The organism is Rhodococcus sp. ARP2, from assembly GCF_001029585.1.
Lineage (GTDB): Bacteria > Actinomycetota > Actinomycetes > Mycobacteriales > Mycobacteriaceae > Rhodococcus_F > Rhodococcus_F erythropolis.
Map to the genome: position 1 here is coordinate 102950 of NZ_LEKE01000089.1, position 13874 is coordinate 116823.

The 13874-nt window shown below is 60.6% G+C and carries 9 protein-coding genes; 4 read left to right on the plus strand and 5 right to left on the minus strand.

The features are described from left to right. Positions 1-55: 55 nt before the first annotated feature. The 3 genes from ABX74_RS24390 to ABX74_RS24400 are packed head-to-tail and all read right to left on the minus strand — an operon-like array spanning position 56 to position 4375. Positions 56-1438, minus strand: coding sequence for a condensation domain-containing protein (locus ABX74_RS24390; protein WP_047889871.1), 1383 nt, complete (start codon positions 1436-1438; stop codon positions 56-58). Further along, entirely contained in the window at positions 1438-2910 is a 1473-nt protein-coding gene (locus ABX74_RS24395; RefSeq protein ID WP_029536943.1) for a condensation domain-containing protein, read from the minus strand. The genes ABX74_RS24390 and ABX74_RS24395 overlap by 1 nt, the downstream gene beginning before the upstream one ends. Next, a complete protein-coding gene (locus tag ABX74_RS24400) occupies positions 2843-4375 on the minus strand; it encodes a condensation domain-containing protein (protein WP_047889872.1) in 1533 nt (510 codons plus the stop codon). Before ABX74_RS24400 ends, ABX74_RS24395 begins: the two co-directional genes overlap by 68 nt. 471 nt (positions 4376-4846) lie before the next feature. Between ABX74_RS24400 and sthA the strand changes: the two genes are divergently transcribed. The 3 genes from sthA to ABX74_RS24415 all read left to right on the plus strand — a co-directional run bounded on the left by sthA (position 4847) and on the right by ABX74_RS24415 (position 8268). Beyond that, a complete protein-coding gene (gene sthA, locus ABX74_RS24405) occupies positions 4847-6259 on the plus strand; it encodes a Si-specific NAD(P)(+) transhydrogenase (RefSeq protein ID WP_007733953.1) in 1413 nt (470 codons plus the stop codon). A gap of 151 nt (positions 6260-6410) precedes the next feature. Further along, positions 6411-7313 carry a hypothetical protein gene (locus tag ABX74_RS24410; protein WP_019745033.1) on the plus strand — a complete coding sequence of 301 codons (903 nt, stop codon included), beginning with the start codon at positions 6411-6413 and terminating at the stop codon, positions 7311-7313. An 88-nt stretch (positions 7314-7401) separates the two neighbouring features. Next, on the plus strand, positions 7402-8268 hold the full coding sequence (locus ABX74_RS24415) for a class I SAM-dependent methyltransferase (RefSeq protein WP_047889873.1): 867 nt from the start codon (positions 7402-7404) through the stop codon (positions 8266-8268). Positions 8269-9009: 741 nt separating this feature from the next. Here the strand turns inward: ABX74_RS24415 and ABX74_RS24425 are convergent. Continuing rightward, a complete protein-coding gene (locus ABX74_RS24425) occupies positions 9010-10011 on the minus strand; it encodes a helix-turn-helix domain-containing protein (protein WP_223257998.1) in 1002 nt (333 codons plus the stop codon). A gap of 364 nt (positions 10012-10375) precedes the next feature. On the opposite strand from ABX74_RS24425, the gene ABX74_RS24430 reads away from it, so the two are divergent. Continuing rightward, positions 10376-12895, plus strand: coding sequence for a helix-turn-helix transcriptional regulator (locus ABX74_RS24430; protein ID WP_047889875.1), 2520 nt, complete (start codon positions 10376-10378; stop codon positions 12893-12895). 6 nt (positions 12896-12901) lie between these two features. On the opposite strand, the gene ABX74_RS24435 is transcribed toward ABX74_RS24430, so the two are convergent. Further along, positions 12902-13657, minus strand: a complete 756-nt coding sequence (locus ABX74_RS24435) for a MerR family transcriptional regulator (protein ID WP_019745027.1) — start codon at positions 13655-13657, stop codon at positions 12902-12904. Between the last annotated feature and the right edge of the window lie 217 nt (positions 13658-13874).

Sequence of the window (13874 nt, forward strand, 5' to 3'; positions counted from 1 at the left end):
AAGTTGTGCACAACAAAGAAGTGTCAAATAGATCTGCGGATGCACAGCCGTCTGGTTACGGCGTCGACAGAATCTCGGATACGCACCCGAGGAAGGTGAACACTGTCTGGGCCGCGGGTGCTGGAAATCGGGTGCGCACTGCCAGCCCGTCGTGGGTGCGTGAGAACCAGAACTGAACGTCGTCGGCGCTCGACACGCGACTGAGTTGCTGCGGATTGATCGGCGCAGGTTGTGAGTCGCCGGGCCGTGATTCGCGGGGGCGAGATCCACCGGGCATGGTCCGGTAGTCGGCGTAGGACACCGAGAAGATGTCTCGGCGAGTGGGTGAAACCTCGGGTCCCAAGCTCCTCAACACTTGTCTCGACGACACGGACGACAGTGAAAGTGCCTCGTGGAAAGCGAGATTGACTGCCCGAGCAGTGCTGTGAAGATCATCCATGCTTGTCACGGTCATGGGTGCATTGGCCACCAGCCAGCCGAAGGTGTGGTTGTGCCGCGGTTCCCGACGCGTGTGAACAGGGAATAGAAGGCGTGTGTCTCGCTTTTCGGTCAATTGTGTTGTGGCCAAACCGATCGACGCAAGAATCGCACCGAACGACGAGTGTCGATGATCGGCGCAGTTCTGGTCGAACAGCTCTGCTTCGTCGGCGTCGAGGAGCATTCGGGTGTCTGTGCCCTGGGGCGACATGGTCCCGGCGGGCAGTCCCAGATCTACGGGAAAATGGGGAGTGTCACCCCCACATGATCGAAGGAAAGACCGCCACCCCGCAATGCGGTGGTCGCCGGGCTCTGGATCCGCGGTTGCCGATTCATGGAAGCAGTAGTTGAGGAAACTCCCGGGCTCGGGCAAGAGATCCGACGCGATCGGATTACGGTCCGCCTGCGTGTATTCACGGTACAGAGTGCTGATCTCGGTAATTGCGATGCTCATGGACCAGCCGTCGCAGATGGCATGGTCGAATCCGCAGATCACTGTCGACTGGTCCTCGCGGGTGATGGCCCCGAGAAAGTAGGCGGGAAACGCAAAAGGATTGCACCATCGATCCAAGCGCTCGCCCAAGAGTTCTCGCACCTGTTCCGGCGTTCGCGCATCCGCCACTGTTTCCTCACGGAGGCGCAGACCGGCGACATCGGTGACGTCGACGAACAGCGCCGAGGATTCATCCGCTTCTTCGGCCTGGGAGAACGAGCACGACAGGGCGTCGTGACGGGACGTCCATTCCTCGAAGCTGGCCCGGAGTGCGTCCGTGTCGATCGGGCCGGGAACGTCGAAAGTGGCAGCGAGCCAAGTCGTATCGCCGCGGCTCCCGGCAAGATGCAGCTGCTGATTCGAGGTCGGAGGAACCGGATACGTCGATCCGGTGGAGATTTCGCTCGGCGTCCACTGCAGGATGCGGCCCGGCCGTGCCTCGAACCTGTCGAGAAAGGTGATGTGCATCAGGCGGTCTCCACTTCCTGACGTGCATCCGCCTGACGAACGACACGGTAGTCGCCGGTATCGGCGACCGTTCTCAGGACGTTGCGGAGGTGTCGAAGGTACCGATCCACCGATGTGTGCGCTTGCTCGGTATCGGGGAAACTGACCATCACGTACGTACGGTCTTCCTTCCGGTTGATCCACATCGACAGATCACCCGTCGTTCCTGGCCCACCGAGTGCGCGCGCTTCGAGTTCGTCGTGGTGCTCGGCACCTGGAATCAGGCGCATGTCGATGTACGACACCATCGGCGGGACCGAGGTTCCGCCGATGTCGGATCCGGTCAACTTCGACACCTGGGCGATCACCGAGTGAATGGACACGTCCGCGAGTCCCTTCACGGCTGCGCGAGCAGCGTGAGCAAGGGGGAGTGCATCGGTGAAGGTGGTGACACCACTCAGCGTGAACGAGACCGGGACGAGATTGATGAACCAGCCTTGAGAAAACAGGTATCTCGGATCGGAACGAGTACCGACTGCGTTGAGCGCGAAGTAGTTCGCTCTGTCAGCAACCTCGATCTCGGTGAGGGCGAGGGCTGCGAAGATCCCCGTGGAGAATCCGACGCCATTGGACTTGCACAGCGCTGCGAACGCGGCTGACTCGTCGCTGTCGAGAACGTCGATATGTGTGCGGGTCGACCGGGTCTGTTCGCCCTGCGCGACGCCGAGGTCGAGGGGGAACGTCGGGAGTTGTCCGGCGTTGGCGGCGAGAATCGAAATCCATTGCTGCACAGGTTCTGCGGCTAGGTCGAGGTTCTTCGCCGCTGCCCGTTCTTCGCCGCTGTACTCGACGTAGCTGCCGGGAGAGGGAAGTTGAGCGTCGATGCCGGCGCTTTCGGCGATGTACAGCGCACGAAGTTCTTCGACGCCCAACATCAGCGACAGGCCGTCGGTGTGCGAGTGATCGACGCCGTAGTAGATGGTGAAACCGGCGCCGGTGCCGTGCTCGACGGCGCCACTGGTGAACGAAGGCCATTGCAGTGGGCTGGTATCGCCTGCGAAACTTCGGCTGACATGCTCGCGAACCGCATCGGTCGTGTTCAGGGAACCGACGCTGTGCGGCGCGAGTTCGATCGTCGATTCATCCACCACGTGACGGTCGATGACCCCGCTGCCGCCAGGATCTTCGGATGGTCTCACCTCGAACCAACTGTGAAGTGTGTTGTGCCGCAAGACAAACGCCTGGACAGCCCGACGCAGTGCCTCCCGATCGAGATCACCGGGCAGAGTGAACGTGAATCCGATCCACGGTGACCAGTCGACGCCTTGTGCGCGCTTGTGATCGGCGGTACGAATGTGTCCCTCTTGGAGGAACGAGAGAGGTTGGTCGCTCAGTGGTGCTCGAGATGCTGCCGTCAGGGACTGCTCAGTAGGCCTGAACTCGGTGAGCGTCCCGGCTTTCGGTGCCCAGAGATCGATGGGTGTCATTTCCATGAGAGTTCTCCTCGATCGGTGCAGCGGTATTGATCGGTACAGCGGTGTTGATCGGTACAGCGGTGTTGGTCGGAGGTGAGCATGTGTCGGTCGAGAAGGCAAAGTCCTCCATTTCGCGGCGTAGGAGTCCCGCGAACTGATGGATGTGGCGGCTTGTGCGCGCGTTGCCTGGGTGGCGTATGGCCAGATTGAGCCCTTCGGGAGTCCGTGTGAGCCAGATGTAGACGTCGGTTCCCGAATGATCGCGACTACGAAGGCCTCTGGTCTGCCAGCTCGTCCATTGCTCGGCACCAGGAACGTGACGAACGTCCATGTACGAGAGCACGAACGGCAGGTGCTGCGGGGAGTCGATCAGCTCGCACACTTTCGAGTACGGCAGGGCCGCTGCGGGGCGGACGCGTCGCATCTCCGTGCCGGCAACCTTGGCCAGATCGCTCACGGTTGCTGCGGGAGCAATCGGGATCCTCACCGGCACAACACCGATGAACCATCCCAGCGACGCGGCCCATCGAAGCTCCGAACGGGTGTGTTGCGGCACCACGACGCGGAATTCGTCTGCACCGGTGAGATCACCGGTCACCTTGGCCGCGCACGCGAGTATCGCGGCCAGGAATCCTTGGTTGCTGCGCTTGCTCGCTTCTGCCAGGCGTTCGGCTCCCCGGGCGCTCAGAAGCCAGGCGGACAGGCTCTGCTGAGGGCCTCGGCGTCCGGCGACCGGTTCGGGCAGCGCTGGAAAGCGCGGAGCCTCGCCCTGCGCGTAGAACTCGCGCCACGTCTGCACCGCCGGGTGAGAGCAGTCCGCGTGTCCCACGAGATCTCGTTCCCTGGTGCCGAAGTCGATGTAGCTTCCGGTCTCCGGCGGCGAGGGAGGGCTTCCCTCGCTCGACGAACGGTAGATCGTCTGCAGTTCGTGCGCGGTCAACGCCACCGAATATCCGTCCAGCAGAGCATGATCAGCGGCAAAGACCACGGTGAAATGGTTGGGACCTTCAATTGTCGCGAACTGGTACGCAGGCCACACAAGTGGATCGGTCGACCGGTCGAGCAGTTGCTGCAGATGCGTGAAGACGGACATCGAGGACGCAAGATGTCCGACTTCGTTACCCAGAATTCGGACGTCTCCAGGACCCGCGGTGCGTCGGACTATCGCTTCGCCCTCCATGGCGACTCGTGTCCGGAGCACTTCGTGGCGATCGATCCAATGATCGAGAGTGGCCGCCCAGATCCTTCGGTCGAGTCGGTCGTGGATACGAAACGAGGTACCCAGCCACGACGGAGTGCATCCGTCGTTGTGATGGTGCGCCTGCCGTTTCGCCTGCTCGGCATGTTTCAAGTGTGCCTCGTGTATGTAGCTGGCGGGACGCTGGTCGACAGGCCACAGTTCGGGCGGATTCACTGCGGCAGGAGTCCACTCGGTGACGGTCCCAGGAGGTAGGGGATAGTCGGCAAGTTCCGTGAATTCCATTGGGAAACCTGATCTCTCGAGATGGCGAAAGGTGGGGATCGTGAACGGGGCGGATGTTTGTAACCGAGAGTGACAGATGATTAGTCAAGGCAAGTAGAACGCGACCTGAGGCTCCGCGCAACTGCTTCGGTCCGGGATGTGACGAGGAACATTCTGCTCGTTATTTCGGACAATTCGAATACTGGACATCCGGTTTACTGCCCTGGTCACCTGTCAGTTGATCGATCAATCACTCTGGGGTGAAACAAATTTCAACAGACCGTTGTGAACTCCGTCGGACGGCGAAGAATGTGCGCATGCGAATGTCGGAATATGTTTGTGTGTAGCAATTTCCGTAAGGGTTTGACTGTATCTCTTTTAATTGCAACAGGGTTCGTGTACAGCCGTCGTGCCCGTTCGGCGCGCGGAGTGTTCACCGAGTATTGACATGCTCGGCATCTGCCGGTCGTATGCAGACGGTATTTGTAAGCGATGACTGATCCGATGGAATACGACCTGGTTGTGATCGGCTCCGGCCCGGGTGGTCAGAAGGCTGCCATCGCGGCGGCCAAGCTGGGTAAACGGGTAGCGATGGTCGAGAAGGGCAACATGCTCGGGGGAGTGTGCGTCAACACCGGCACCATTCCGTCGAAGACGTTGCGCGAGGCGGTTCTCTACCTCACCGGGATGAACCAACGCGAACTGTACGGCGCAAGTTACCGCGTCAAGGAGAACATCACTCCGGCCGACCTGCTGGCGCGAACCCAGCATGTCATCACCAAAGAAATCGAAGTCGTGCGATCTCAGCTCCTGCGTAACCGCGTCGAATTGCTGGTAGGGGTCGGCTCGTTCGTCGACGAGCACACCATCCTCGTCGAGGACGCCTCGCGCGGAGACAAGATGACGATCACGGCAAAATTCGTTGTGATCGCGACCGGAACGTTGCCTGCCCGCCCGGCGGGGGTGTCCTTCGACAGTCACCGGGTGCTCGACTCCGACGGAATCCTCGATCTGACCTCCATCCCGACCACCATGGTCGTGGTGGGCGCGGGAGTGATCGGTATCGAGTACGCGTCGATGTTCGCGGCACTCGGCACCAAGGTCACCGTCGTCGAGAAGAGAACGTCGATGCTGGACTTCTGTGACCCCGAGGTCATCGAATCGCTTCGGTTCCATTTACGCGATCTGGCGGTCACTTTCCGATTCGGTGAAGAAGTGACGGCCGTCGACGTCGGGGCGAACGGAACGCTTACGACGCTGCGCAGCGGCAAGCAGATTCCCGCCGAGACCGTGATGTACTCGGCGGGACGGCAAGGCCTCACAGCGCCACTCGCGCTGGAGAACGCCGGGCTCGAAGCCGACGAACGTGGCCGTATCTACGTCGACGACAATTTTCGCACCAAGGTCGAACACATCTACGCCGTCGGTGACGTCATCGGCTTCCCGGCGTTGGCGGCGACGTCGATGGATCAAGGTCGACTCGCGGCCTACCACGCCTTCGACGAACCAGGCGCGAAGCTGATGGATCTGCAGCCGATCGGCATCTACTCGATTCCCGAGGTGTCGTACGTAGGCGCCACCGAGGTCGATCTGACCAAGGAATCGGTGCCGTACGAGGTCGGGGTTTCCCGATACCGTGAACTCGCGCGCGGGCAGATCGCAGGCGACACCTACGGGATGCTCAAGATCCTGGTGTCGACGGATGACCTGAAACTGCTCGGCGTTCATATCTTCGGCTCGGGTGCAACGGATCTCGTGCATATCGGCCAAGCGGTGATGGGGTGCGGCGGGACCGTCGAATACCTTGTCGACGCCGTCTTCAACTATCCGACACTGTCCGAGGCGTACAAGGTGGCGGCGCTCGACGTCATGAACAAGATCAGGGCTCTCAAGCAATTCCACTAGGGGTCGGGGTGTCCCCAGGTACCGGTCAGGGTCGGTCGGTGTACTTCTCGGGTAGCACTTGTTCGAATACCTGAGGGTGATGTCAGGCCTGGGAAAATAGGGCAGGGTCTATCTCTATGACCATTGCCCATGAACTTCGTGTGGAATTTCGATGCTGATCGGACTGATTGCCGCGATCGTGGCGTGCGTCGGATACGGCGTGGCGTCGGTGTTGCAGGCGTACGGCGCGCGCAAGTCGGCAGCTGCCGCCGAGCAGCGAGGCGAGGCCGGACACGTGACGGCGACGGGTGGACCGACCTTGCGTTCGACGTTCGCCGCAGCGCTGACGGCGTCGTTCATCCTGGGCACCGTGCTCGATGCGGTCGGATTCGCCGGTAGTGCCATCTCCGCGCGGCTCATTCCACTGTTCTTGTCGCAGACAGTGGTCAGTGCCAATCTCGTCATCACGGCAGTGCTGGGGACCGTGGTCCTGGGCATCCAGTTGCATCGTCGCGACTGGTTCGCGATCGCCGCGGTGATCGGATCGCTCCTGCTGCTCGGTTTGTCTTCGGGTCACGCGGGCGGCGGGAGTTCCAACGACGTCGTCCACTGGGGTGTCCTGGTGGGCTCGGCGTTGATCTTGTCGATCGGTATCGGTTTGATCCGATGGTTGGGCTCACGCGCAGCAGTCGTCGCCGGGTTGATCTCCGGTGTGTTGTTCGGCTGTCTGGCCATTGCCGTACGCGTGGTCTACGGAATCGATCCGTTCGAAATCGGCACGATGCTCCGCGATCCGGCCGGCTGGGCAATCCTCGTCTCGGGCCTGGGTGGTTTCTATCTGCACACGGTGGCGTTGCAACTGGGATCCGTCAACGGAGCGACAGCGGCACTGGTTGTCGGCGAGACGGTCGTTCCGGGAATCGTCGGCGTCGTGGTGCTCGGCGATGCGTCGCGACCGGGCCTGGAATGGCTTGCCATCGTCGGATTCGTCGGAGCGATCGCGGGCGCCGTCGCCGTAGCCGTCTTCGGCGCGGCGAGCCACGAGGGGAAACCTGCCGAAGAAGTGACCGTCTGATGCGAAAACCACAGCCCTTCGAAAACTGGAACGCGAACACGAACACAGACGTGTTAAAAAGACACTTCAAGTCGATGGCGGAGGGTCAATGGTGCACGAGGGCCAAGCGAAGCACGAGGCAGAAGCCATCGCCGGCAACCGGTCGAATTGGGACGATCGTGCCGAGGTGCATGTGCGCTCCGAAATGTATGACGTCGGAGGGTTTCTCGCCGACAGAGCGGTCATTTCTAGAGTCGTGCAGAACGATCTGTCGAGTCTGTCTACGCATCTGCCGGCGTCGGGAGTGCGGGATCGCTCGCTCCTGCACTTGCAGTGTCACATTGGTATCGACACCATTTCCTGGGCGCGCCTTGGTGCGGTGGAGGTGCACGGGCTCGATCTTTCGCCCAACTCTCTGCGCCACGCAGCGCGTATCGCGAAGGCCGACGACCGCGAGATCACGTGGGTGGAAGGTGATGCGCGATTCGCCTCGACGCTGATCGACCGACGTTTCGACACGATCGTCACCAGCGCCGGGACAATCGTCTGGTTGCCGGAACTCGCCACCTGGGCCCAGTCGATCCACGACCTCCTCGAGCCGGGTGGGGTGTTTCAGATCCGGGACGATCATCCGATCCTCGGCGCAATGGCATTCGAGCCGTGGATGATCACCGACGACTACCTCTCCGGAGGCGGCATGCGATCGTACGAAGACTCGGCGACCTATACCGGGAACTCCGACAGACAGATAGCGCACACCGCCAACCACGAATGGCGCCACGACCTAGGCGAGGTCATTGGTTCCTTGCTGGATGTGGGTCTTCATATCGAATCAGTTTCGGAACTTCCCTACATGGACTGGCCGGCCTTCCCCGAACTCGTTCCATGCGCCAACGGATGGACTCTGCCGAGCCACTCTCCGCGGATCCCTTTGAACTTCGCCATCGTCGCCAGGCGAAATCAGCGAAGTGAGTGAGCAGAGCCGATCCCTTGGGAGACTTCGAATAATTCCTGCAGTGGCGTGGCCGTATTTCGTGCATGATCGTCGGATGGCTTTGTCCCGGTTGTTGCCTGCCAACTCGCCCCTATCGCAAGTCGGCGCGTCGAGTGTCGTGTGTCCAGGGATCGAGTGAATCGTAGTTCTTTCAAGCTAATACTTTTGGTGGATAGTGCTTTTCGCTCGAACTCTGCTCGGCGTTGTTGCAACCGTTCGACGAATTTGCAATATCAGGTTCGAGTGAACCTGCGTCGCTGTTCGATCGGTCGAGCGGTAACGGAAGCCGCGTTCTTGCGGATAGTTCTAGTGCGCGACCGATGCCTCGCATGTCTCGTGCGGACAACGGCACAAAGAACGGAGGAAAGTGATGAGCAGCTTGGATATTCAACGTTGGTCGAACGACTTCACTGCGCTGACCAAAGTCATTTCGGAAGGCATCGAGCAGTTTGTTCTCCGGTTCATTTCCAGCTGAAGTGATCTGAGCTCGCTGCCTGGCAAGGAGTTATTGATCTCCACCGCGGTTCGGAGGCCGAATCGTGATGAAGCAGAGGTTCTTACGGGGTCTGGGAGGCCTGGGCGGGGGCGAGCAGGTAGGAGAACACGTACGTAACTGCGGCGATGACCGCCAGTACGATCAAGGACGTCGGAAATCCTTGTCGACCCAGCTCATGGATCAACTAGAACACAGGCGCGATCCCGAGGCTGTGGAGTATTTCGGATTCAGGGGCTGAAGAACTCGAGTCGACGGTGCAGCCGTGCGATCGACGGGTCCCCGATCGTGCGCCTGCCATCGGTACGAGCTTGGCTCGGAGTCATCCCGTAGAAGTTTTTGAACGCGCGCGCCAATTGGGATTTCGAGGTGAAGCCACATCGCAGGGCCAACGCGTCGATCGTTTCGTTCGGCATCTCGGCTCTGGTCAACTCGCGGTAGACGAGTTCGAGGCGCTTGCGCCGTATGACAAGAGCAATTCCGCCGTCGGATGCGAATGCGCGGTAGAGCTGTGCTCGGGAGACCGACAATGCTGCGCACATGCTCGTCGGGCCGAGCCAGGTCTCCGAGAGATGCTCGGCGATGTAGGCGTACGCACGATCGCGGAGCGAGTGATCGGGCCGCGGCGACAGATCAGGTTCGGCGATACCCAAACTGACACGCAGGAGGGAAGCGACGACGTCCTCGTAGCCGGCCGCAGCATCGGGATCGAGATGCGGTAGCGCGAGTACGACCGATTGCATGCACTGAGCGAGCACGACGGCAGGAACTCCGCGCAGTACCGTCCCGTGTAGAGAACGACCCTTCGACTCCGCTTCGACGAGGGAGCGCGGCGCCAGGAGTGTGATGGTGCGTCCGGTCGCCTCGGTTTCGACGTCAGCAGTCCAGGTTCGCCCGAGGTCGAAGAACGCGATGTCCCCAGGGCGGGCGACAAAATCCACTCCGTCGGCGTCACCACTGACCTGTCCGCCGAGGACGACCTGGATCATGTACTGATCGTCGAGTCCGCTCTCGGCGATCACAACTTTGCTGCGGTTGTACTTCTGCGCGTTGAAGGTCGTTTCACCGATCAGCGAGGTCCCGATAGGCAGGGCGGAGATCGAGCCTTGGAGGGGCGTGTCGGCGCCTATCGGCTCGGTGACGAAGAACGGACGCGTGACGACACGCCAGAAGTCGTTGGCGTCCGCAGGGTCCACCGATCGAGTCGACACGCGAATGCGGGCGGAATTCATCGGCACGCGGGCATGATATGTCAGATCCCGCAGGTCGCAGTCACTCTCCCGCAAATAAACGTCAATAGTGACCGAGCCCACATAATGAGACAAATCGGGCGTATTTGTGAGACGGCCAGTGCTCGCGTGTCGCGGTGATTCTGTCTATGTTGTTCGTTATGGGTGGACAGGTTGGGAGTTCGATGCTCGAACGAAATCTCGAGTTCGGCGGGGATCGACTGCTCGTTTGTCGGCCATCATGACATCCACTTCGAATCGGTCGCAGCTATCTCGAGAAAAGCGAAATCCTCGAGGAAGGGGCACGCTGCAAAGACGGCTCGCCGGGCGTGGAGCCACGGCGATTCGTCCTCGTCTGCTCGGGTTGATGGAACGCTCGGCGGGATTGACGGTCATCGATTCGCCGCGTGGGTTCGGGAAGACGGACCTCGCCGCGTTGTGGCTCACGACTCTCGGGCACATGCCCATCAGACCAGTTGTCTGGGTGCCGGCGCCATCGAATCGGATGACCCCCCTCGAGTACTGGAACACTGCGCTCGCAGTGATTCAAGATTCTCTGGAATCACTCGAGGCCCCGCCACGAATGCGCGAGGATCCGGTGGGGGCAATCGAATCACTACTCGACTCGTCGCCCACCCCATTCGTGTTGGTGTTCAACCGCATCGACCTGGTTGAGGGTGACGAGGTGGGACGCCGAATCGTGGATCTGATCGTGCTGCTTCCCGGATTGAAAGTAATCGTCACGCTGCAGGATCGGTCTGCGACGGACTTACTCGAGGACGTCCGCGTGGACGAGTACCTGTGCGCGAACGACCTCAGGTACACGCTCGACGAGTCCACAGTTCTGTTCGCGGAGGCAGGGATCCACCTTCCCTCGGGCATCGTCCATTCGATCTGCGAGCGTGTTGCCGGCGTTCCTGTGCTGATGAAGGTTGCTCTGAGTGCGGTTGCGGGGCTGAGTGAACCGAGTCGTGGGCGCGAACGCGTTCAGCAGCGAGTGGACCAGGCGATCCACGCGTACGTCAGTCGGACCGCTCCTCGATCGGGCAAGTCGCTCGAGTTGTTCGACTTCGCGACTACGATCGCCGCCGCCCGCACCGTCACACCAGAGATCGCTCGTGTCTTGTCCGACGATCTTGACGTGGAGGGCAAACTGGACTTGCTCGAGTCTTTCGGTCTGATATTCCGGGACGGTCCCGAGGGAGAAGCATCCTGGTACTTTGCGCCGTCAGTTCGACTGGCATTCATGCAGATACGGACCGAACAAGGGGATGGATTCGACGATCCCTTCCAGGTTCTCGTCGATCACGCTCTCGGGACTTCGGATATAGCCGGTGCCGTTCACTACGCCTTGGACGGACGCCATTGGACCAGGGTGCTCGACATACTCGAGCGTCACTGGGCCGATCTTCTGGTCGATCACACCGGATTGGTCCGGACTGCGTTGCAATCCATACCCGGCGACGTACTCAGTTCGAACTCTTCGATTCTGGTGGGCCGTGACCTGCTCGAATCACGCCTGCGGCCGCAGTTGGTCAACGGCGATTCGTTGCCGACGGAACCGGCGGAATTGCGTGCGATAGGTGGTAGTTCGCATGCGCACAGCTTGTTGAACGTCGGGACAGTCCAATCGGTTGTGCTGAGAACATCCGGTAAGTACCAACGCTCTACCGAGATCACGCGCAAGTTGGCTCACGTCGTGTACGGACTCGGTGACGAGTCGTTGGGCGCGTTGGGGTCTCAACTGCCCGCCCTGCGCCTGATCTGGGGTGTTTCGCATCAACTGACCGGTGACCTCGGTGATGCCGCGGTGGAATTGCGACTCGCCTATCAGGGTGCGATGGAATACGGTCCGGAGTTCGTCCTGCGGCACGCCGCTGGCAATGCCGCGCTCAACTCCGCGCTGATCGGGGACGTCGCGCACGCGACAGACTGGCTTCACCTCGAAAGCACACACCCGGACGTTTCGGGATGGTTGGGACCGCCCTCGCACATGGGGGGAGCGATCGCGCGGGCAATGGTGGCGTGCGATCGCGTGGACCTGAATGCCGGCGCTGCCGCGATGGACGCGCTCGCCGAGATCACACCGCCGGGCGACCTGTGGGCGTTCGCGGCCTACACTTACACCAGATTTGCACTGCTGCAATCGGATCCGTTCTCGGGTCTGATTTCGCTCCAGCGCGCAGTGGCAACGCACGGGCACGTGAATCCGTGTGAACGATCACTCGGTGACGCACTTCTCGCCGCGGCGCGTATCGATCTTCTGTTGGCGTCCGGGGAGGGTACCAAGGCGCTGGAGGAATCAGTCGCTGCGTCACATACGTTTGCTGTTGTCACGGTTTCTGTCGCTCGTGCGCATCTCCTGACGGGGGCTCCGTCACAGACATTGGAATTGTGTCGCGAAATCGACTGGAGCGAGCAGTATCTCACGAGGTTTCGGCTCGAGTCCCTGCTGATCGAATGCGCTGCGCTGTGCGAACTGGGGAGAATCCCCGCTGCCGCCAGTCCGTGGGAGGAGGCTCGCGGACTGCTCGAAACCTCAGGTGTCCTGTCGGCGCTGGCGACCATACCGCGTGATCTGATCAGGCAACTGGAAGAGCAGGCCGAGGGCCCGAGCAGTGCCGTCGCAAGCTTTCTCGAATCCGAAGTGCCGCAGATGTATCCGGCGGCTATCGTTCAAGTCCAATTGACGAAGCGGGAGATGGACGTTCTCGTGGAACTGGGTCTCGGCATTCCGATCGGCGAGATAGCGCGAAAGTTGTTCGTATCCAACAACACATTGAAGAGTCACCTGCGAGCCCTGTATCGCAAACTCGGTGCGCATTCCCGCGAAGAGGCCGTCGCGGCAGCGCACCGACACAACCTCCTCGGCAGTGGGCAGGACTGATCGACGTCAGTGCAAATTGCGCTCGGAGTAGATCTTCATCGCGTCACGGACCAGCGAAGCGGTGCCTTCTCCGTACTTGTCGTAGTTTGCAGTGAAGCGGGGATCGTCGACGTACATCTGGCCGAGTCCGGTGAAGGCGTCGGCGCTGGGAGTCCTTCCCTGCCAACCGATTTTTATCCACTCGAACTGTCTCTGGGTAATCGTCTGGACGTCGTCGCTTTCCGCGGGTAGGCCCGCTGTCAGTGCTTTTCCGAATGCCGCTGCGATGTCAGCTTGAGCTTGCAGATGTGCTTTCCGGTCCTGCTCGGACATCGACCGCCACCAGTTGTCGCCGCTGGTATAGGCGTCCTTGCCCCAACGCTCGATGACCTCGTCCTTGTATCGGGTGTGGTCGAACCCGTCGAAAACATCTTCCGGCATGAGTGATTCACCTTTCTTCGTCTTGTTCAACGTCCTGTTGACCGATTCGATCTGTCTCGAGATCCGCGTGCGCTCTTGCTCGAGGAGTTCGAGGTGCGTACGCAGCGCGGCGGCCGTGTCGCGTTCACCGGTGAGGACTTCGGCGATGGCCGGCAATCCGAGTCCGAGTTCCCGAAGCAGCAGGATGCGTTGCAGTCGCACCAGGGCGTCTTCGTCGTAGAAGCGGTAGCCGTTGGCGCCGATGCGGCTTGGTTCCAGGAGTCCGAGATCGCCGTAATGGCGCAGCGTTCTGCTGGTGGTACCGGCGGATTTGGCGAGTTCTTGGATGGACCATTCGCTCACGTGGAGTTCCTACTCTCGGATCGGTTGTGCTCATTCAGCATGCAAGTTGACGTTGCGTCAATGTCAAGAAAGTTCTCGGTGTGCATTGTCGGGAACGTTTTATGTCCGTTTCGCCGTATCGCCACGAACGGGTCTCCAACTGATTGATTCGATGACCTAGGTCACGTGATTTGGCTCACAAATTGCTAATTTGAATAGTTGAACAAGCCTCTGTTGA